Origin of the sequence: Pseudomonas taiwanensis (assembly GCF_013393345.1) — a bacterium.
GTDB lineage: Bacteria > Pseudomonadota > Gammaproteobacteria > Pseudomonadales > Pseudomonadaceae > Metapseudomonas > Metapseudomonas resinovorans_C.
Genome location: NZ_QJRF01000060.1, coordinates 16,112 through 36,706, shown reverse-complemented (window position 1 = coordinate 36,706; position 20,595 = coordinate 16,112). Strand labels below are relative to the sequence as shown.

20 protein-coding genes are annotated in these 20,595 nt (G+C 63.8%); 8 read left to right on the top strand and 12 right to left on the bottom strand.

Annotated features, from left to right (window positions below; translation table 11 throughout):
• Positions 1-23: 23 nt before the first annotated feature.
• The 6 genes from DM872_RS13320 to DM872_RS13295 form a co-directional block, all read right to left on the bottom strand.
• Positions 24-1,448, bottom strand: coding sequence for a gamma-aminobutyraldehyde dehydrogenase (locus DM872_RS13320; protein ID WP_179059939.1), 1,425 nt, complete (start codon positions 1,446-1,448; stop codon positions 24-26).
• Positions 1,449-1,621: 173 nt separating this feature from the next.
• Positions 1,622-2,428, bottom strand: a complete 807-nt coding sequence (locus tag DM872_RS13315; protein ID WP_179059938.1) for an ABC transporter permease — start codon at positions 2,426-2,428, stop codon at positions 1,622-1,624.
• On the bottom strand, positions 2,418-3,356 hold the full coding sequence (locus tag DM872_RS13310) for an ABC transporter permease (protein WP_179059937.1): 939 nt from the start codon (positions 3,354-3,356) through the stop codon (positions 2,418-2,420). Before DM872_RS13310 ends, DM872_RS13315 begins: the two co-directional genes overlap by 11 nt.
• A gap of 3 nt (positions 3,357-3,359) precedes the next feature.
• Positions 3,360-4,370 (bottom strand): ABC transporter ATP-binding protein, encoded by a 1,011-nt coding sequence (locus DM872_RS13305; protein ID WP_179059936.1) that lies wholly within the window; start codon positions 4,368-4,370, stop codon positions 3,360-3,362.
• A 146-nt stretch (positions 4,371-4,516) separates the two neighbouring features.
• Positions 4,517-5,668, bottom strand: a complete 1,152-nt coding sequence (ydcS, locus tag DM872_RS13300) for a putative ABC transporter substrate-binding protein YdcS (protein ID WP_179059935.1) — start codon at positions 5,666-5,668, stop codon at positions 4,517-4,519.
• A gap of 286 nt (positions 5,669-5,954) precedes the next feature.
• Positions 5,955-6,506, bottom strand: coding sequence for a peroxiredoxin (locus DM872_RS13295; RefSeq protein ID WP_179059934.1), 552 nt, complete (start codon positions 6,504-6,506; stop codon positions 5,955-5,957).
• A 437-nt stretch (positions 6,507-6,943) separates the two neighbouring features.
• Here DM872_RS13295 and DM872_RS13290 point away from each other — a divergent pair, with 437 nt between their 5' ends.
• From DM872_RS13290 to DM872_RS13275, 4 genes are all read left to right on the top strand, one after another.
• Positions 6,944-8,353: a circularly permuted type 2 ATP-grasp protein gene (locus DM872_RS13290; protein ID WP_179059933.1), complete on the top strand. Its 1,410-nt coding sequence runs from the start codon at positions 6,944-6,946 to the stop codon at positions 8,351-8,353.
• A 2-nt stretch (positions 8,354-8,355) separates the two neighbouring features.
• The gene (locus tag DM872_RS13285; RefSeq protein WP_179059932.1) at positions 8,356-9,306 is read left to right on the top strand and encodes an alpha-E domain-containing protein; all 951 of its coding nucleotides are present in this window, start codon (positions 8,356-8,358) and stop codon (positions 9,304-9,306) included.
• Entirely contained in the window at positions 9,303-10,097 is a 795-nt protein-coding gene (locus DM872_RS13280) for a transglutaminase family protein (RefSeq protein WP_179059931.1), read from the top strand. Before DM872_RS13285 ends, DM872_RS13280 begins: the two co-directional genes overlap by 4 nt.
• Positions 10,098-10,202: 105 nt before the next feature.
• Positions 10,203-10,934 carry a proteasome-type protease gene (locus tag DM872_RS13275; protein WP_179059930.1) on the top strand — a complete coding sequence of 244 codons (732 nt, stop codon included), beginning with the start codon at positions 10,203-10,205 and terminating at the stop codon, positions 10,932-10,934.
• A 412-nt stretch (positions 10,935-11,346) separates the two neighbouring features.
• Here the strand turns inward: DM872_RS13275 and DM872_RS13270 are convergent, their stop codons facing one another.
• Together DM872_RS13270 and DM872_RS13265 are read right to left on the bottom strand one after the other, a co-directional pair.
• A complete protein-coding gene (locus DM872_RS13270) occupies positions 11,347-12,144 on the bottom strand; it encodes a c-type cytochrome (RefSeq protein ID WP_179059929.1) in 798 nt (265 codons plus the stop codon).
• A gap of 3 nt (positions 12,145-12,147) precedes the next feature.
• Positions 12,148-12,504: a rhodanese-like domain-containing protein gene (locus DM872_RS13265; RefSeq protein ID WP_077524043.1), complete on the bottom strand. Its 357-nt coding sequence runs from the start codon at positions 12,502-12,504 to the stop codon at positions 12,148-12,150.
• A 762-nt stretch (positions 12,505-13,266) separates the two neighbouring features.
• Here DM872_RS13265 and DM872_RS13260 point away from each other — a divergent pair.
• The 3 genes from DM872_RS13260 to DM872_RS13250 all read left to right on the top strand — a co-directional run bounded on the left by DM872_RS13260 (position 13,267) and on the right by DM872_RS13250 (position 17,167).
• On the top strand, positions 13,267-14,472 hold the full coding sequence (locus DM872_RS13260) for an acetyl-CoA C-acetyltransferase (RefSeq protein WP_179059928.1): 1,206 nt from the start codon (positions 13,267-13,269) through the stop codon (positions 14,470-14,472).
• Positions 14,473-14,564: 92 nt separating this feature from the next.
• Positions 14,565-16,709: a 3-hydroxyacyl-CoA dehydrogenase NAD-binding domain-containing protein gene (locus DM872_RS13255; RefSeq protein WP_179059927.1), complete on the top strand. Its 2,145-nt coding sequence runs from the start codon at positions 14,565-14,567 to the stop codon at positions 16,707-16,709.
• Positions 16,710-16,867: 158 nt separating this feature from the next.
• Positions 16,868-17,167 carry a hypothetical protein gene (locus DM872_RS13250; protein ID WP_179059926.1) on the top strand — a complete coding sequence of 100 codons (300 nt, stop codon included), beginning with the start codon at positions 16,868-16,870 and terminating at the stop codon, positions 17,165-17,167.
• 39 nt (positions 17,168-17,206) lie between these two features.
• Here DM872_RS13250 and DM872_RS13245 read toward each other — a convergent pair whose 3' ends face one another.
• The 3 genes from DM872_RS13245 to DM872_RS13235 form a co-directional block, all read right to left on the bottom strand.
• Positions 17,207-17,578: a glutaredoxin family protein gene (locus DM872_RS13245; RefSeq protein ID WP_179059925.1), complete on the bottom strand. Its 372-nt coding sequence runs from the start codon at positions 17,576-17,578 to the stop codon at positions 17,207-17,209.
• Positions 17,579-17,646: 68 nt separating this feature from the next.
• Entirely contained in the window at positions 17,647-17,907 is a 261-nt protein-coding gene (locus DM872_RS13240; protein WP_179059924.1) for a hypothetical protein, read from the bottom strand.
• 22 nt (positions 17,908-17,929) lie between these two features.
• Entirely contained in the window at positions 17,930-18,154 is a 225-nt protein-coding gene (locus tag DM872_RS13235) for a hypothetical protein (protein ID WP_179059923.1), read from the bottom strand.
• A gap of 340 nt (positions 18,155-18,494) precedes the next feature.
• Between DM872_RS13235 and DM872_RS13230 the strand changes: the two genes are divergently transcribed.
• Positions 18,495-19,214, top strand: a complete 720-nt coding sequence (locus DM872_RS13230) for an amidotransferase (RefSeq protein ID WP_179059922.1) — start codon at positions 18,495-18,497, stop codon at positions 19,212-19,214.
• A gap of 277 nt (positions 19,215-19,491) precedes the next feature.
• Here DM872_RS13230 and DM872_RS13225 read toward each other — a convergent pair whose 3' ends face one another.
• Positions 19,492-20,463: a magnesium and cobalt transport protein CorA gene (locus tag DM872_RS13225; protein ID WP_179059921.1), complete on the bottom strand. Its 972-nt coding sequence runs from the start codon at positions 20,461-20,463 to the stop codon at positions 19,492-19,494.
• Between the last annotated feature and the right edge of the window lie 132 nt (positions 20,464-20,595).

Sequence of the window (20,595 nt, the reverse complement as noted above, 5' to 3'; positions counted from 1 at the left end):
TTCGCCCCCACAACGCTCCTGCGCTAATGCTTGATCATCACATGCCGCACCACGGTGTAGTCCTCCAGGCCGTACATGGACAGGTCCTTGCCATAGCCGGACTGCTTGAAGCCGCCGTGGGGCATTTCGTTGGTGAGCATGAAGTGGGTGTTGATCCAGGTGCAGCCGTACTGCAACCGCGATGCCACCGCAGCGGCGCGGCCCACGTCGCGGGTCCAGATCGATGACGCCAGGCCGTAATCGGAATCGTTGGCCCAGCGCACCGCCTCGTCCACGTCGCTGAAGGGCGTGACCGTCACCACCGGGCCGAACACCTCGCGCCGAACGATCTCGTCGTCCTGTTTTGCGTGGGCCACCACCGTGGGCTCGTAGAAGAAGCCGCTACCGGCCACCGGCTTGCCGCCCGTGGCGATCTGGATGTGGGGCAGGGCGCTGGCGCGTTCGACGAAGCCGGCCACGCGTTCGCGCTGGCTCTGGGTGATCAGCGGGCCGAGTTCGGTCGCCGGGTCGGTTTGCAGGCCGGTTTTCAGGCTGGATACCGCGCTGGCGAGGTCAGCCACGAAGTTGTCGTAGATCTTCTTGCCGGCATAGATGCGGCAGGCCGCGGTGCAGTCCTGGCCCGCGTTGTAGAAACCGAAGGTACGGATGCCCTCGACCACATCGGCCAGGTCGGCGTCATCGAAGATGATCACCGGCGCCTTGCCGCCCAGTTCCATGTGGGTGCGCTTCACGCTGTCGGCGGCGCTCTTGATGATGGCCTTGCCAGTGCCCACCGAGCCGGTCAGCGACACCATGCGCACCAACGGGTGCGACACCAGTGGACTGCCCACGCTGGGGCCGCGGCCGAGGACGATGTTCACCACGCCCGGTGGCAGCAGTTCGGCGATGAATTCCGACAGGCGCAGGGCGGTGAGGGGGGTCTGCTCCGAGGGCTTGAGTACCACGGTGTTGCCGGCTGCCAGTGCGGGGCCCAGCTTCCAGGCAGCCATCATCAGCGGGTAGTTCCAGGGCGCGATGGAGGCGATCACCCCTATCGGGTCGCGGCGGATCATGGAGGTGAAGCCGGGCAGGTATTCGCCCGCTGCCGAACCGGTCAGGCAGCGGCTGGCACCGGCGAAGAAGCGGAACACATCGGCCACGGCTGGAATCTCGTCGTTCAGTGCAGCGGCGTAGGGCTTGCCGCAGTTGTCCGACTCCAGCTTTGCCAGCTCTTCGGCATGGCCCTCGATCTTGTCCGCCAGCTTCAGCAAAAGGGTGGCGCGGTCGCGCGGCGAGGTGCGCGCCCAACCTTCGAAGGCCGCATCGGCTGCTCGGACGGCGGCGTCGACCTGGGCTTCGCTGGCCTCGGGGATTTTTACCAACACGGCGCCGGTGGCGGGATTGAGGACGTCCAGGGCCTCGCCTTCGCCGGCGGAGAACTGGCCGTTGATCAGCAGTTTGGTTTGCATGGTGGAGTCCTCGTAGTCGTCCCCTCTCCCTTGAGGGAGAGGGCTAGGGAGGTGGTTGCGGAGTCGCTTGCAGCCGCATGGTCTGGATCAGCCTCGTCACCCTCACCCCCGGCCCCTCTCCCGCAAGCGGGAGAGGGGAGCAAAGCGAGGGAGAAGGTGCAGGCCTGGAACTCTTACTTCCCACCCCCAGCCACCGTCTCGGTCCCGCGCGTCAGGTAGTAGGCGCCGAGAATGGGCAGCATGGTGGCGAGCATCACCAGCAGCGCTACCACGTTGGTCACCGGAACGTCGCGCGGGCGGCTGAGCTGGCTGAGCAGCCAGAGGGGCAGGGTCTGTTCGTGGCCGGCGGTGAAGGTGGTGACGATGATTTCGTCGAAAGACAGGGCGAAGGCCAGCATGCCGCCGGCCAGCAGCGCGGTGGCGATGTTCGGCAGGATGATGTAGCGGAAGGTCTGCCAGCCGTCGGCGCCCAGGTCCATCGACGCCTCGATCAGGCTGTGCGAGGTACGACGGAACCGCGCGATCACGTTGTTGTAGACGATCACCACGCAGAAGGTGGCGTGGCCGACGACGATGGTGAAGATACCCGGCTCGATGCCAAGGGTCTTGAATGCGGAAAGCAGGGCGATGCCGGTGATGATGCCGGGCAGGGCGATGGGCAGGATCAGCATCAGGGTGATGCTCTCCTTGCCGAAGAAGTCGCGGCGATAGAGCGCGGCAGCGGCGAGGGTGCCAAGCACCATGGCCAGGGCGGTGGCCAGGCAGGCGACTTTCACGGACAGGATGATGGCTTGCAGCACATCCTCACGGCTGGCCACCACGCTGAACCATTCGAGGGTGAAGCCCTGCAGCGGAAAGCTGTAGGACGACTCCTCGGTGTTGAACGCGTAAAGCAGGATCACCAGGATCGGGAAGTGCAGGAACACCAGCCCGCCCCAGGCCGCCAGGCGCAGGCCCCAGGACGCTTTCTCAGAGTGCATCGAAGGCCCCCAGCCGCTTGGCGATGGACAGGTAGATGGCGATCAGCACGATGGGTACCAGGGTGAAGGCCGCCGCCAGCGGGATGTTGCCCACCGAGCCCTGTTGCACGTAGACCATGGTGCCGATGAACAGGCCGCTGGGGCCCACCAGTTGCGGGATGATGAAGTCGCCCAGGGTCAGGCTGAAGGTGAAGATCGAGCCGGCTACCACACCCGGAAAAGCGAGCGGCAGGATCACCTGGGCGAAGGTTTGCCGGGGCCTGGCGCCGAGGTCCGCCGAAGCCTGCAGCAGCGACGGGGGCAGGCGCTCCAGGGAGGCCTGGATCGGCAGGATCATGAACGGCAGCCAGATGTAGGTGAATACCAGGAAACGCCCCAGGTGCGACGTGGACAGGGTATTGCCACCGACGCCGGGTACGGTGAGCAGGCTGCCCAGCAAGGTCTCCAGATGCAGCTGCTGGATCAGCCAGTAGAAGATGCCGCCCTTGGCCAGGATCACCGTCCAGGCATACGCCTTGACGATGTAGCTGGCCCACATCGGCAGCATCACGGCGATATAGAAGAAGGCTTTCTCCTTCGGCGAGGCGAAGCGCGCCATGTAGTAGGCGATGGGGAAGGCCAGGACCGCGCTGGCCAGACTCACGGCGATGGCCATGGTCAAGGTGCGCAGGATGATGTCGTAGTTCGCCGGGTTGAACAGGGCGGCGTAGTTGGCCAGCGTCAGGTCCGGCGTCACCGCCATGGTGAAGTCGTCGAAGGTGTAGAAGCTCTGCCAGAGCAGGGCGAACAGCGAGCCGATGTAGATCACGCCGAACCAGAGCAGGGGCGGGGTCAGGAGCAGCAGCAGGTAGAGCGTCGAGCGGCGGTAGAGCAGGTTGGAGAGCCCACGCAGCGGACCGCTCTGATGGCTTTCGATGACGGCGCTCATGGCCTACTCGCTGAGCGCGACCATCGCGCTGCGGGGCCAACAGGCCTGTACCTGTTGGCCGGGTTGGGGGCGTGCGACATCCGTTTCTTCGCCGTTGGGCAGGCTCACCGCCAGTCGCCCACCGCCGTCCAGATTGAGTTCGTAGCGGCTGCTGGCACCCAGGTACTGCACGTCATGCACGGTGCCGCTGACTTGCAGCTCGCCATTGCTGGCGTTGCCGAAGCGCACATGCTCCGGTCTCAGGGAGAATGCCCCGGCGGTGCCGGTGAGGCGCTGGGCGAGGTCGCCGTGGAGCACGTTGGCGGTGCCGACGAACTCGGCGACGAAGCGGGTACTTGGTTTGCGATAGAGATTCTGTGGGCTGTCCACCTGCTCGATACGGCCCTTGTTGAACACGGCCACGCGGTCGGACATGGACAGCGCTTCACCTTGGTCGTGGGTGACGAAGATGAAGGTGATGCCGAGCTGGCGCTGCAGTTTCTTCAGCTCCACCTGCATCTGCTCGCGCAGCTTGAGGTCCAGCGCGCCCAGAGGTTCGTCGAGCAGCAGCACGCGCGGACGGTTGATCAGCGCACGGGCCAGGGCCACGCGCTGACGCTGGCCGCCGGACAGCTGCGCCGGCTTGCGATCGCCGTAGCCGGGCAGGGCGACCATGCCGAGGGCTTCCTCGGCGCGGCCCAGGCGCTCGGCCTTCGCCACGCCCTTCACCTTGAGGCCGTAGGCGACGTTGTCGCGCACGTTCATGTGGGGGAACAGGGCGTAGTCCTGGAACACGGTGTTCACATCGCGCTCGTAGGGCGGCAGGCCGGCGGCCTCTTCACCGTGGATGCGGATGGAACCCGAGGTGGGCTGCTCGAAGCCGGCGATCAGGCGCAGGCAGGTGGTCTTGCCTGAACCCGAAGGGCCGAGCATTGAGAAGAACTCGCCGTCGCGGATCTCGATGGACACCCGGTCAACCGCCTTCACATCACCGTAGTGGCGGCAGACATCGGTGAACTGGACGGCTGTGGTCATACTCGGGCTCCGTAGTGGCGACTCCCTCTCCCTCTGGGAGAGGGTTGGGGTGAGGGGGCGTCAGCCTCTCGGTGTTTCAAGTGAGTTCGGACAAGCCCCCTCTCCCTTCAGGGAGAGGGGTGACTCTCGGGAGAATCCAGTGCGAATCACCTTCCACCCATGATCGCGATGTAGTCCTGCGTCCACCGGCTATACGGCACGAACTTCCCACCCTGGGCTTCCGGGGTTTTCCAGAAGGCGATCTGGTCGAACTGGTCATAACCGTTGGTGGCGCAGCCGCTGGCGCCGAGGAGTTCGCTGCTGGTGCAGCCCTTGGCGACCACGGGCAGTGAGCCGAACCAGGCGGCCAGGTCACCCTGGACCTTGGGTTGCAACGACCAATCCATCCACTTGTAGGCGCAGTTCGGGTGCTTGGCGTCGACGTGCAGCATGGTGGTGTCGGCCCAGCCGGTGACCCCTTCTTTCGGGAACACCGTTTCCACGGGCTGCTTCTCGCCTTTCAGGGTATTGGCCATGTAGCCCCAGGTGCTGGAGGCGGCCACGCCTTCGTTCTTGAAGTCGCTCATCTGCACGGTCGCGTCGTGCCAGTAGCGGTGCACCAGGCTGTGCTGCTTGCGCAACAGATCGAGCACGGCGGTGTACTGCGCTTCGGTCAGCTGGTACGGGTCCTGGATGCCCAGTTCCGGCTTGGCGGACTTCAGGTAGAGCGCGGCGTCGGCGATGTAGATGGGACCGTCGTAGGCCTGCACGCGACCCTTGTTGGACTTGCCATCGGCCAGGTCCTGGGGCTCGAAGACCACGGCCCAGCTGTCCGGCGCCTGCTTGAACAACTTGGTGTTGTACATCAGGAGGTTCGGGCCCCACTGGTACGGCGTGCCGTAGTGCACGCCTTCTACCGTGTGCCAGGGCGCGTCCTGAAGGCGCTGGTCGAGGGTCTTCCAGTTGGGAATCAGCGCAGTGTTGATCGGCTGCACGCGCTTGCCGAACACCAGGCGCAGGGAGGCGTCGCCGGAGGCGGTGACCAGGTCGTAGCCGCCCTTGGCCATCAGGCTGACCATCTCGTCGGAGGTGGCGGCGGTTTTCACATTGACCTTGCAACCGCTGTCTTTCTCGAACTGGGTGACCCAGTCGTAGTTCTTGTCCGACTCGCCGCGTTCGATGTATCCGGGCCAGGCGATGATGTCGAGCTGGCCTTCACCCTTGCCGAGCTGCTTCAGCGGTTCGGCGGCCTGGGCGGAGGCGATGAGGCAGGCGCAACTGACGGCGAATGAAAGGGAAACGGGTTTGAACGAAGGCATTGTCGACTCCTGTTGTACATGACGTGCGGAGCCTGTTCGGCGGAACTGCATGCCGTCGGCGAATGCGACGAAAAGCGCGCCGAAAAATACGGCCACTGGTCGCATTGAGCAGCGTAGTTCGGGGCTTTGGGGCTGACAAGGAAGGGGCGGGAGGCGCTTTGCTGTGGCTTTCCTGTGGGGGCGAATTCATTCGCTGACCGGACCGCAGGTTCGGCCTCGGGGGGCAACGGCGTTGCCCATAGCGAATGAATTCGCCCCCACAAAACACCGGCCTCCTGTGGTCCGCTCAGTAATGCAGCGTTGCCTCTCCCTTGTGCCAGTTGCATGGGCACAGCTCTTCAGTCAGCAGCGCATCCAGCAAGCGCAGGGTTTCCTGTGGGTTGCGGCCTACCAGCAGGTCGTTCACCGAGACATGGCGGATGACATTGTCCGGGTCGATGATGAAGGTCGCGCGCAGGGCCACGCCTTCGCGGCGGTCGATGATGCCCAGGGCATTGGCCAGTTCGTGCCGGATGTCCGCCAGCCAGGGAAAGCTCAAGCCCTTCAGGTCCTTGTGATCGCGGCGCCAGGCGAGGTGGACGAACTCGCTATCGGTGGAGGCCCCGATCAATTGGGTATCGCGGTCGTTGAATTGCTCCAGCAGGTCCGCGAACGCCTTGATCTCGGTGGGACAGACGAAGGTGAAGTCCTTGGGCCAGAAGAACAGCACCTTCCACTTGCCCAGGAGACTGTCCTGGCTGACGCGCTTGAACGCGTTCTCCGGGGTGGCGGCGTGTTCCGAGTCGTGGTCAACCGCCAGCAGGTTGAATGCCGGCAGTTTGTCTCCGATGGTGAGCATGGCAGGTTGCTCCGGGGCATGAGGGAGGCACTGGAATGGAGCAAGTATGGAAGGCTCCTGCGACCTTGGAAAATGCGGCCAGGCAATGGCCCCTATAGAAGGCTGGCTATGACCATAGATCGGCGGGTAATGGGGCAATTCCAAATCGCAACATATCCATAGAACAATCGGGCCCTAGGGCCTTGCATGGCCGGGCTAGACTGTTCGTTCCAGGGATGGCGGTTCTGCCGCAACAAGTGGGGAACACCTCGCTGTCGCATTCCGTCCAATCCTGACCGCCGCCAAATAGGGCGACAGGGGCAGTTCGGTTATTCGAGCTGCACCAGTCTGGGGCGCTACGACTGCGAGTGTGCTGCAAGTTATTGAAAGGCAAGCAGTTGTGGCGATGGCACGGGGCTTGCGACTGCGTTTCTGCCCGTGGTGACAAGGAGTTAGGCATGTCCCGCATTTTTTATGACGAGATGTATGACGCGAGTGGCGAATGCCGTCCGCATTACCGGGAATTCGCCCGCTGGCTGGCGGACACGCCCGAAGAGCTGCTGGCCCAGCGACGTCGCGAGGCTGACCTGCTGTTCCACCGTGCCGGTATCACCTTCACTCTTTATGGCGATGAGCAGGGCACCGAGCGCCTGATTCCCTTCGACACCATTCCCCGCGCCATTCCCATGAGCGAATGGCGGGTGGTGGAAAAGGGCTGCATCCAGCGCGTGAAGGCGCTGAATATGTTCCTTGCCGACCTCTACCATAACCAACGGATCATCAAGGCCGGGATCATCCCAGCCGAGCAGGTGCTGGCCAACGAGGGCTACCAGATCGCTATGCAGGGCCTGGACCTGCACCGCGATATCTACGCCCACATCGCGGGCGTGGACCTGGTGCGCGATGGCGATGGCACCTACTACGTGCTGGAAGACAACCTGCGCACCCCGAGCGGCGTCAGCTACATGCTCGAAGACCGCAAGATGATGATGCGGCTGTTCCCCGAGCTCTTCGCCGCCCAGCGCGTCGCCCCCATCGATCACTACCCGAACCTGTTGCTGGACACCCTGAAAAGTTCCAGCCCGCTGGACAACCCCAACGTGGTGGTGCTGACGCCGGGACGCTTCAACAGCGCCTACTTCGAACATGCCTTCCTCGCTCGCGAAATGGGCGTGGAGTTGGTGGAAGGGGCCGATCTGTTCGTCCGCGACGACCGGGTGTTCATGCGTACCACCGCCGGCCCGCAACCGGTCGATGTGATCTATCGGCGGCTGGACGATGCCTTCCTCGATCCCCTGGCCTTCAACCCCGAATCCATGCTCGGCGTGCCCGGTCTGCTGGCCGCCTATCGCTCCGGCAATGTGGTGCTGGCCAACGCCATCGGCACCGGCGTGGCGGACGACAAGTCCATCTACCCCTATGTCGGCGACATGATCCGTTTCTATCTGGACGAGGAACCCATCCTGAAGAACGTGCCCACCTGGCAGTGCCGCAAGCCTGAAGAGCTGTCCCATGTGCTGGCCCACCTGCCCGAACTGGTGGTCAAGGAGACCCAGGGCTCCGGCGGCTACGGCATGCTGGTGGGGCCGGCCGCCAGCACCCAGGAGATCGAAGCCTTCCGCGAGCGCCTCAAGGCCCGCCCCGAGGCCTACATCGCGCAGCCCACGCTGTGCCTGTCCACCTGCCCGACCTTCGTCGAGCAGGGCATCGCCCCGCGCCATATTGACCTGCGTCCCTTCGTTCTTTCCGGGCGGGAAACCCGGCTGGTACCCGGCGGGCTGACCCGCGTGGCGCTGCGTGAAGGCTCCCTGGTGGTGAATTCGTCCCAGGGCGGCGGTACCAAGGACACCTGGATAGTGGAGGACTGATCATGCTGAGCAGAACTGCCTCCGAGCTTTACTGGATGTCGCGTTACCTGGAGCGCGCGGAGAACCTGGCGCGCATGCTGGAGGTCAGCTATTCGCTGTCGCTGATGCCCCAGGACGGCCGTGGCGATGGTCTGGACGAGCTGGCCATGTCGCTGCTAAGCACCGGCACCCTGGAGCTGTACCAGGAGCGTCACGGTGAGTTGAACGCCGGACGCATGCTGCACTTCTTCGCCCTCGACGCCGAGAACCAGGCGAGCATCTTCAGCTGCCTGCGTGCCGCGCGGATCAACGCCCATGCCGTGCGCGGGCGGATTACCGCCGACATCTGGGAGAACATCAACGCCACCTGGCTGGAGATGCTGAACATCTCCAGCGAGGGGCTCGGCCGTTACGGAATCAGCCGTTTCTGCGAGTGGGTGAAGGAGCGCTCGCACCTGTTCCGCGGCGCGAGCTACGGCACCATCATGCGGGGCGAGGCCTACAGCTTCATACGCCTGGGCACCTTCATCGAGCGGGCTGACAACACCCTTCGTCTGCTGGACTCGCGCTACGAAATGTTCGGCGAAGAATCGGAGGAGGTCAGCGACAGCTCCGCTCGTGGTTATTACCAGTGGAGCGCCTTGCTCCGTGCGCTGTCGTCCTTCGAGGCCTACACCGAGGTGTATCGGGGCTCCCCCGATGCCCGCCAGGTTTCCGAGTTGCTCCTGCTCCGCGCCGACGTACCCCGTTCGCTGCGGGCGTGCATGGAAGAGCTGAACGACATCCTTGCCCACCTGCCAGGAGACAACGGTCGCCCGGCCCAGCGCCTGGCTGCGGAACTGGACGCGCGGCTGCGTTACACCGCCATCGACGAAATCCTCGACGAGGGCCTGCACACGTGGCTTACCGACTTCATCCTGCTGGTCCGCCAACTGGCCCGGGCCATCCACAGCTCGTATCTGGAGGCTGTATGAAACTGTCCATCCGCCACGACACCACCTACCGCTACGACGACCAGGTCCGCGCGAGCATCCAGTACCTGCGCCTGACACCCCAGGAGAACGAACGCCAGCACGTGCTCAGCTGGCAATTGACCCTGCCGCGTCCGGTGCGCGCGCAGGTCGATCCCTTCGGCAACATCTTTCATGTACTGACCCTGGACGAACCCCACGACTCCATCGTCATCAGTGCCCGTGGCCAGGTGGAGATCGATGAGAAGCGCGAGGCCGAACACGACAAGCAGTCGGCCTTGCCCTTCCTGCGTTTCACCCGGCTGACCACCGCTGACGACGCGCTGCGGGAGTTCGCCGCGCTCGAATGCGGGAATCGCCGCGATCGTGGTGGGCTGATCGACTTGATGGAAGCGCTGCATGCGCAGATGCCGTTCAAGAAAGGCGTGACCCGCGTCGACAGCACCGCCGCCGAAGCTTTCGCCGGTCGCGCCGGGGTCTGCCAGGACCATACCCACGCGTTCCTGGCCTGTGCCCGCAGCCTGGGCATCCCGGCGCGGTTCGTGTCCGGCTACCTGTACCAGGGCAATGACAAGAACCTGTCCAGCCACGCCTGGGCCGAAGCCTGGCTGGGCGATGCCTGGTACAGCTTCGACGTGACCAACAACCTGGCCCGTCCCGAGCGTCACCTGAAACTGGCGGTGGGCCTGGACTACCTGGATGCCTGTCCGGTACGCGGCATGCGTCGCGGTGGTGGCGGCGAGCAGATGCACGCCAAGGTGGATGCGCCGCCGCTGCTGGTACAGGTGCAGTAACGCGAGTTTCCCGGTTTTCCGCGGCGCCGGCCGCTCCTTACTGCCAGCCCGCCAGGGCCGGCGGCCGGACACCCGACGCGGAGAGCCTCAACAAGGAGAACCGGCATGACCTATTGCGTCGCCATGCACCTGGCCGACGGCCTGGTATTCGTATCGGACTCGCGCACCAACGCGGGCATCGATCACATCGCCACCTTCCGCAAGCTCTACACCTTCGGCGTTACCGGCGAGCGGCTGATCGTCCTGCAAAGTGCCGGGAACCTGGCCACGTCGCAATCGGTGGTCAACCTGCTCAAGCAACGCCTGGGTGGTGCGGGACCGAACCTGAATACGGTGCCTTCCCTCTACGACGCCACCGCGCTGGTGGCCGAAACCATTCGCGAAGTCATTGCCCGCGATGGCGCGCCTCTGGCGGGCAATACCGACCTGACCTGTTCCTTCCTGGTGGGCGGGCAGATCGCCGGCAACCCACCGGAGCTCTACAGCATCTATCCCCAAGGTAACTTCATCCAGGCCACCGCGGACACGCCCTTCCTGCAACTGGGGGAGAGCAAGTACGGCAAACCAATCCTCGACCGCAACCTGGAGTTCGACACCAGCCTGGAAGAGGGCCTGCGCTGCGCCCTGGTGTCGTTCGACTCCACCATCCGAAGCAACCTGTCCGTCGGCATGCCACTGGACTTGCTGGTCTACCACCGCGACAGCCTGATCCTCCCGGCCGGGTATCGGGTGACCGAGGAAGACAAATACTTCGTCGACATTCGCCGGCAATGGGCGGAAGGGTTGCAGGACCTGATCAGCGAATTGCCGCCGCCACCGGTGGAGTACAACGTGTGAGGGGGTGCGCTATTTTTCGCGACTGAAGTCGCTCCCACAGGGTAGGCACCAAGGTACATCCGTGGCACGGCCAGCCCCCTCTCCCTCTGGGAGAGGGTTGGGGTGAGGGCGGTGCGTAATGCAGGGAGTGTCAGGGAGACCTTCGGCCTCCTTGGCGATTGAAATCGCCCCCACAGGGTAGGCACCAAGGTACATCCGTGGCAGGGACAGCCCCCTTTCCCTCTGGGGTGAAGAGGCACGCTTTCGGAAGCACTGCTTCCGGTGCCGATGAACGCCTGAGCGCGAAGCGAACAGGCCGGGGCGCAGGGCGGGGTTGGGGTGAGGGTGGGTGAGTGATGCAGGGAGTTTGCAGGGAGCCCTTCGGCCTCCTTGGCGAATGAATTCGCCCCTACAGGGCTGTGCCAGAGCCAACCTACTGCGCCACCTTCCTCCCCGCCATGTGCTTCAGGTACCCAATCAACTGCCCCAGCTCTTCATCCGTAATCGCTTCCTTCGAGAACCCCGGCATCTTGCCCTGAGGCCAGCGACGCAGGCTCTGCGGATCGCGGATGTAATGAGGGAGGAAATCGCCAGCGAAGTATTCGGTGGGGTTGTGGGGAATGTTCAGGTCCGGCCCGAACTGCGCATCGCCCGCGCCATTGAGGCGATGGCACGCCAGGCAGTTCTTCTGGAACTGGGCGAAACCGGCCTGCACCTCGGCGCTGGCGTCATCGGCCGGGAGCAGGGCCGGGAAGCGTTCGGCCACGGAAGGCAGATAGCGGATGCGCGCTACCTGGAAGGGCCATTGCTCCGGGCTGATGCGGGCCGCCTTGGGGTCGGTCCAGACCAGATAGAAGGGCCCGGCGCTGGGTTCGCCGGCCGCCAGTGGCGGCCATGGCTTGGCCGGATCTTCGATGGCCAGCCAGGCGCGGGCGCCTTTGTTGTTCAAGAGTGGGGCGGCGGCGAGTTCGGCGGCGAAGCCGTCCAGCGCCACGGCCTGCAGGTGCTCGTCGGGCTTTATGCCTTCCAGCAATGCCGCGACCGGCACGGCGCGATAGCGCATGGTCTTCTTGTAGGAGACGTCGTCCGCAATGGTCACTTCCTGCGCCTGGGGATGGGCCAGCAGGGCGGCGGTGTCCCAGGTTCGGGTGCCGCCGGGCAGGTCCAGGGTCAGCTCGGCGGCGTGGAGCGGGGTAAGGCAGAAGAGCAGGGCGAGAAGCGCAGGGCGCATCGATCAGTCCTTGTGCAGGGCGGTTTTCAGGTCCAGGTAGCCGCCACCATTGATCACCCGGCTGTAGCCCAGGTCCTTCAGGCTGTCCTGGGCGATGCCGGATCGGCGGCCGCTGCGGCAGTAGAGCACTATGGGCGTGTCCTTGTCCGGGGCGACCTGGGCAATTTTCTGGGCGATTTCCTCATAGCCGATATTGTGCGCGCCGGGGATGGCGCCTCCGGCCACTTCCTCCGGGGTTCGTACATCGATCAGTACGGCATTGGGCTGGTGCATGGCTTCGACGGCGGCGGCCTGGTCGGTATCTCCGGCGGCGGCCGGCAGGCTCAGGGCTAACGCGAGAACAGCAAGCAGGGTACGCATGATGGCGGCTCCTGGGTAAGGCATGTTCAGCGAACCTAGCACAATTGATAGGAGGGGGCGCGCGCCAACGGGACTGCGGTTTTTCACTATGAACAGCGTCTTGTCCGACGTCTGTTTCAGCAGTTGGCGGCGATCAAGGAGTGGCTACCCGCGCTGCGTTGACCGCAGGGGCGGCTACGCAGCACAGGACGACCAGTTGATGGTGAATATTGACGATCAGCTGACCAGCCGGGTCAGGTTGGGAAGGATGAGAATGACGGTGGTGGCAAAGACGATAAGGCTCGCTTGCCGCATTTTCGGCTGTTTGAACATGGCCAACTGCCTTTTTTGTTGTTGGAGGTGCGTCGGTCTGGGCTCCCTACGGCCGGCCCGGAACCTCACCTTCCTCCGTGGCTTTTGGACGAATCGCCACTCCGGCAAAACCCGGCAGCGGCTGCTTGCATTTCAAACTCTAGGGCCGGCATCACATTCCGCTTATACCGGTTGGTAACTACCACGGTGCTGCTAGTAATGCGCGGCTATTGAGGGTGGCTGATGGCTATCGACCAGCCCCGAAGCCAGACACATCCCTTTCACCTTCGCCAGCAACTGGCCATCAGCCGACCGTTCGTCTGAGCGCAGCGGTCAATAGGGCTGAGCTTTTCCGTCATTGAGCCCATGGCCTATAGCGATAAGGTAGCCATAGCCTGCCGGAGCACCGGTGGTCGACAGACAAGAACAACGGGCACCCGATGTGCCGCCTAGCTGCCTCAAGAGGACGCCATGACCGAAGCATTCATTTACGACGCGGTGCGTACGCCCCGCGGCAAGGGCAAGAAGGACGGCGCTCTGCACAGCGTCAAACCGGTCAACCTGATCGCCGGGCTGCTCCGTGCCCTGGCCGAGCGCAATGACCTGGATACCAGCCAGGTCGACGATATCGTGCTCGGCTGCGTGACCCCAGTGGGCGACCAGGGCGCCGACATCGCCAAGACCGCAGCCCTGGTCGCCGACTGGGACGAGACCGTGTCCGGCCAGCAGATCAACCGTTTCTGCGCCTCCGGCCTGGAGGCGGTGAACCTGGCAGCGATGAAGGTCCGTTCCGGCTTCGAGGACCTGGTGGTGGCCGGCGGCGTGGAATCCATGTCGCGCGTACCCATGGGCTCCGACGGCGGTGCTTGGGCCATGGACCCGGAAACCAACCTGCACACCAGCTTCGTACCACAGGGAATCGGTGCCGACCTGATCGCCACCCTCGAAGGCTTCAGCCGCAAGGATGTTGACGCCTTTGCCCTGCGCTCCCAGCAGAAGGCGGCGCGTGCGCGTGCCGATGGCGCGTTCAAGAAATCCCTGGTGCCGGTCACCGACCAGAATGGCATCGTCCTGCTCGACCATGACGAATTCATCCGGGGCGACTCCACCCTGGAAGGCCTGGGCGCCCTCAAGCCGAGCTTCGAAATGATGGGGCAGATGGGCTTCGACGCCACCGCCCTGCGCAAGTACAGCCAGGTCGAGCGCATCGACCACGTTCATACGCCGGGCAACAGCTCCGGCATCGTCGACGGCGCCGCCGCCATGCTCATCGGCTCCGCCGCCAAGGGCAAGGAACTGGGCCTGAAACCCCGCGCGCGCATCGTTGCCACGGCGGTCACCAGCACCGACCCGACCATCATGCTCACCGGCCCTGCGCCTGCCACCCGCAAGGCCCTGGCCAAGGCTGGCCTGAGCGTGGCCGACATCGACCTGTTCGAAGTCAACGAAGCCTTCGCCTCGGTGGTGATGAAGTTCATGAAGGACATGGGCGTGCCGGAAGAGAAGGTCAACGTCAACGGCGGCTCAATCGCCATGGGCCACCCGCTGGGCGCCACCGGCTGCGCCATCCTCGGCACCCTGCTGGATGAGCTGGAAGCGCGCAACCTGCGCTACGGCCTCGCGACGCTCTGTGTCGGCGGCGGCATGGGCATCGCCACCATCATCGAACGAATCTGATCCGTCTGTAGGGGGCTCTGATCGCGAAAGGCGCCCCGGTGAGGGTGTTCGCGAGCAAGCTCGCTCCTACGGCTACGAATGGGACATAAGAAATGACAGACGCCATCCGTTACGAAAAAGGCCAGGACAATATCGTCGTCCTGACCATGGACATGCCCGGCCAGAGCGCCAACACCATGAACGCGGTGTACCGCGAGGCCATGGCCAAGGCCGTCGAGCGCCTGGAGGCAGAGAAGGACAGCATTGCCGGGGTGATCATCACCTCGGCCAAGAAGACCTTCTTCGCCGGCGGCGACCTCAACGAACTGATCAAGGTCACCAAGGCCGACGCCAATGCCTTCTACCAGATGGTACTGGGCCTCAAAGGCCAGCTGCGCCGCCTGGAAACCCTCGGCAAGCCGGTGGTGGCTGCCATCAACGGCGCCGCGCTGGGCGGCGGCTGGGAAATCTGCCTGGCCTGCCATCACCGCATCGCCCTGAATGACAACGGCGTGCAGCTCGGCCTGCCGGAAGTGACCCTCGGCCTGTTGCCGGGCGGCGGCGGCGTCGTGCGCATGGTGCGCCTGCTGGGTATCGAGAAGGCGCTGCCGTACCTCGCCGAAGGGCGCAAGGTGCGTCCAGAGCAGGCGCTCAAGGCCGGCCTGATCCACGACGTTGCGCAGACCCCGGAGGACATGCTGGCCAAGGCCCGCGCCTGGATCGTCGCCAACCCCAAGGCTGCGCAACCCTGGGATACCGCCGGCTACAAGATTCCCGGCGGCACGCCGTCCAGCCCGAATGTGGCGCAGATGCTGGCCATCGCCCCGTCCGTGCTGCGTGACAAGACCAAGGGCTGCTTCCCGGCGCCGGAGAAAATCATGTGCGCCGCCGTCGAAGGCGCCCAGGTCGACTTCGATACCGCCCAACTGATCGAGGCACGCTATTTCACCGAGCTGACCACCGGCCAGGTGGCGAAGAACATGATCGGCACCTTCTGGTTCCAGCTGAACGAGATCAACGCTGGCAGCTCGCGGCCCAAGGGCCCGGCCCCTTACGTGACGAAGAAAGTCGGCGTACTCGGTGCAGGCATGATGGGCGCGGGGATTGCCTACGTTTCCGCTATCGCCGGTATCGAGGTGGTGCTGAAGGACGTATCGCTGGAGGCTGCGGAAAAGGGCAAGGCCTATACGCAGGGCCTGCTGGATCAGCTCGTCAGCCGCGGCCATATGGCTGTCGAGAAGCGTGATGCCATCCTTGCGCGGATCAAGGCCACCGCCAGCGATTCCGATCTCGAGGGTTGCGACCTGATCATCGAGGCCGTCTTCGAGAATCGCGAGCTGAAGGCCAAGGTCAGCGCCGCTGCCAGCGCCGCTGCGCTGCCGGATGCGGTGATCGCCTCCAATACCTCGACCCTGCCCATCACCGGCCTGGCCCAGGCGGTGTCCAAGCCCGAGAAGTTCATCGGCCTGCACTTCTTCAGTCCGGTGGATCGCATGCCGCTGGTGGAGATCATCCGTGGTGAGAAGACCTCGGACGAAACCCTGGCCCGTGGCTTCGACTATGTGCTGCAGATCAGGAAGACGCCGATCGTGGTCAACGATAGCCGCGGCTTCTTTACCTCCCGCGTGTTCGGCACCTTCACCAATGAAGGGATCGCCATGCTGGGCGAAGGCGTTTCCGCCGCGATGATCGAGAACGAGACGCGCAAGACCGGTATGCCGGTCGGCCCCCTGGCGATTTCCGATGAAGTCTCCATGAGCCTGATGACCCACATCCGCAACCAGACCGCTGAAGACCTCAAGGCGGAGGGCAAGGGGCTGCCGAAGCATCCGGCCTTCGCCGTGATCGACCTGATGGTCAACGAGTACAAGCGTCCTGGTAAAGCCGCCGGTGGCGGTTTCTACGATTACCCGGCCGGGGGTAGGAAACAGCTCTGGCCGGAGCTGAAGGCGCGCTTCGAGAAGGCCGACAAGCAGATTCCGCAGGAGGATGTGCGCGACCGCATCCTGTTCATCCAGGCCATCGAGACCGTGCGCTGCGTGGAGGAGGGCGTACTGCTGTCGACGGCGGATGCCAACATCGGCTCCATCTTCGGCATCGGCTTCGCTGCCTGGACCGGCGGCGTGCTGCAGTTCATCAACCAGTACGGCTTGCGCGACTTCGTCGCCCGCGCCCGCTACCTGGCCGAACAGTACGGCGAGCGCTTCGAGCCGCCGACGCTGTTGCTGGACAAGGCGGCCAGCGGGGAGCTGTTCTGAGACTCTCGGTGTGGATCAGGAACCGGCCTTGATGGCCGGTTTCTTTTTTCGCCCGCGTCGATGAATGGGTTGTCCTCTGCCGTTCGCCCCTGAGGCGGAACGCCAGCCTTGCTCCGGCAGTCGACCGTCGACAGGTCCTCGGCTTAGCGGAGGTTCCAATGGCCCGTGCAATGTTTGCCTGGCTGATGCTGGCGGTGTTGTCGCCAGGTTGGGTATCGGCCGATGACGAAGATCTGACGATGGAGCAGGAGCGTGAGCAGATCGGCCGGAACATGGAGGCGGAGCGCAAGGGCGCTCAGCCGGCGCTGAACAATTCCGGCGTGCCGTCGCCGTCGGTGAAACCTTCGAGCCCGCCGGACAATCGGCCCATCATCCGCCGAAATCCGGATCGGAAACGGACGACCTATCCGGGGACGTCGGGCGACCCGAATCGTCCCCAGCCAGGCCAGACCCCATAGCAGTGAAGCGGGCCGTGCCAGACCGGGGAAACGCGGAAATCACACGTTGGCGAAACGGCTGTCGAGATAGCGGATGATGTCGTTGGACTCGTACATCCAGCGGCTTTCGCCGTTCTCTTCGATGCGCAGGCACGGCACCTTGATCTTGCCGCCGCCGGCCAGCAGGGCCGCGCGATGGGTTTCGTCGTTCTTCGCGTCACGCAGGGCAATCGGCACGTTCAGCCGGTGCATGGCGCGACGGGTCTTTACGCAGAAAGGGCACGCGTTGAACTGGTACAGCGCGAGGCTGGAGGCCTCTTCCGCGACCCGGGTCTGAGCTTCCGGACTGCGGCGCTGCTTGCGCGGACGGGTGATGAGGTCGAGGAAGATGATCAGTTGGCCCAGGCCGACTCGTAATGCCTTGATGAACACTGTGGCGCACCCTTGAGTGAAAAAACGGGGGCGGCAGTCTAACTGAACTGGCCGGGTTCAGCCGACATTCACGCCAGAAGGCTGCTGTAGCACTTTAGCGAGTTCACGTCGAAGGCGGCCGGCAACTGCCATTCGCGCTCGGTCGGCGGGTTGCCGGACTGCACCCCCAGGGCGCGTTCGTTGGCAATGGCGCGGGCGATGTTGTGGTTGGCCTCGATGTTCTTGGCGACTGCACCCACCGAGCCGTGAGCGCAGCCGATCAGCGAAAAGCCATTGGTCATGAACGCCAGGGCGGCAAGGAAATAGAGTCGGTTCTTGTGCTGCTTCATCGTCGTCGGCCTGTTCCGTGTGTCAGCCTTGGGTCTTGCCACTGGGCTTCTTCTGGCTCGCCAGCAGCACGGGAATGCTCTGGCTGAGTTGCTGGTAGAAGCTCATCGAGGCGTCCGTGGGGCTCACCCCGATGCGGCCGCGCTCGTAACCGAAGCTGACAGCGAGAACCACCATCACCACGATGAAATACAGGCCGAGGCTGGCGAGGGCGCCGTTGCGTGCGTATTTAACGGTGAGGTTGCTCATGACTGGACTCCGCGACCGGGGACTGGGTGCTGCGTAGCGTCGCGAAAATCCTTTCGATGAAAAAACGACCTTCAAGCATGGTAAGTATCGACGGGAGCAATAGTTCCCTAGGGGAGGCGTCAATTTTACTTGACGAGGCGTCGAGCGCCGCGAGCTAGAGCGGCGTGGCCTGGATGAATCGGCAGGGATTACGGGGCACCTGTGGCTGCCTATTGCGCCGTTAGGCTGTGGCTATGGGCGGACGGATCAAACGGTATTTCAATCACACCGTCTCTGTGTTAAATAAAACGCACATTTCCCCCACATAGAGTCTCTCTGCAATTTCAGGAACCATGAGCTAATGCCACTTCGCATCTGCATTCTCGAAACTGACATTCTCCGCCCCGAACTGATCGACCAATACAAGGGCTACGGCCTGATGTTCGAGCAGCTGTTCGCCAAGCAACCAATTGCCGCGGAATTCAGTGTCTACAACGTGGTGCAAGGGCATTACCCGCCTGAAAGCGAGACGTTCGACGCGTACCTGGTCACCGGTAGCAAGGCTGACTCCTTCGGGACCGATCCCTGGATCCTGAAGCTCAAGGAATTCCTGCTGGCGCGCTACGAGGCCGGTGACAAGCTGCTGGGTGTCTGCTTCGGCCATCAGCTGCTGGCACTGTTGCTGGGCGGACGTACCGAACGCGCGACCCAGGGCTGGGGTGTCGGCACCCACAGCTACCAGCTGAAGCAGAAGCCGGAATGGATGACCCCGACGCTGGACGATCTGACCCTGCTGATCAGCCACCAGGATCAGGTCACCCAACTGCCCGAGAACGCCACACTGCTGGCTTCCAGTGATTTCTGCCCGAACGCCGCTTACTCCGTGGGCGATCAGGTGCTGTGCTTCCAGGGGCACCCCGAGTTCGTCGCTGACTACTCCCGTGCCATCCTGGACCTGCGCAAGGACTTCCTGGGCGATGAGGTCTACAGCCAGGGCGTGAGCGGTCTGGATCGTGATCATCAGGGCGCCGCTGTCGCCGAGTGGATGATGCGATTCATCGCTCGCGACCGCGCAGCCTGACGTCGCACCGCGACAGAAAAAGCCCGCCAATGGCGTAATGCTGTTCAGTTAGCCCCGCCAACGAGGTGTCGCTGTTGTTGTAGGAGCGAGCTTGCTCGCGAAGCTTTCCGGGATATCGCCCATTCGCCAGCAAGCTGGCTCCTACAGCGTTTCCCCGCTGCAGAAACCAAGAACGCCGCTCACCCGGTGAGGGATTAGCGGCGTTCTTATGTGAACAGCATTACGCCAATGGCGGGCTCTTTCATGGGCTGGAGTCAGGCATTGCGTGGGGCGGCGTTCACAGCCATCCGTAGTACTTGAAGCTGGCGTACAGCGCGGTACAGCCGGTTGCCACCACGCCCAGCACACCGAAGTAACCGTAATGCCAGGTCAGCTCCGGCATGTACTCGAAGTTCATCCCGTAGATGCCGGCAATCGCCGTGGGGAACGCGAGAATGGCCGCCCAGGCGGCGAACTTGCGTTGCACCACGCTCTGCCGTGAGGACTCCAGCAGCAGGCCGATCTCGATGGCATGGTCAGCCATCTCGCGCAGGCCGGTGAGGTCCTCCAGCAGCCGATTGACGTGGATGGCGATGTCGCGGAAGTACGGACGCATCTGCTTGTCGATGAAGGGGAAGTCCAGGCGCTGCAGCTCTTCGCAGATCTCCCCCATGGGGCCGATGTAGCGGCGTAGGCGCAGCAAGTCGCGACGCAGGCAATGGATGCGTTCGACGTCGGCGTGGCCCAGCGGGCGTTCCAGCACGGCCTGCTCGATCTCTTCCAGTTCCGAGTGGAAGCTGTCCATCAGCGGCCGGTAGTTCTCCATCACGAAGCTGAGCAGGGCGTAGAGCACGAAGTCCTCGCCGTGCTCGAGCAGCAGCGGGCGCGCCTCGCAGCGCTGGCGAACGCGGGAGTAGGGGGCGGACTCGCCGTAGCGGGCGCTGATGATGTAGCCGTTGCCGGCGAACAGCTGCGTTTCGATGAACTGCAACTCGCCTTCCACCTCGATGGGCGAATACACCACCAGGAACAGGGCGTCGCCGAAGGTTTCCAATTTGGGCCGGGTGTGGCGCGTGAGGGCATCTTCCAGCGCCAGTTCATGCAGGTCGAACTGCCGTTGCAGGTTGCTCAGTTCCTCGGCACCGGGGTCATGCAGGCCAATCCAGACGAAATGCCCCGGCTTACTGGCCCATTGCAGGCCTTCATCGAGGGTTATGTCGGTGACTTTCCGGCCCTTGGCATATACAGCGGCGGCAACGACTCGACCCATGGTTCAGCTGTTCCTTCATCCGTTTATGTGTGGCGGAGATTATCGCGCCTGATCTTCTGAGTCTTGCCGAAGGCCGAGGTTCTGCAATGGCGTGACTAGAGCGTTTGCTCTAGATTGTTCACGCCTCTCGAC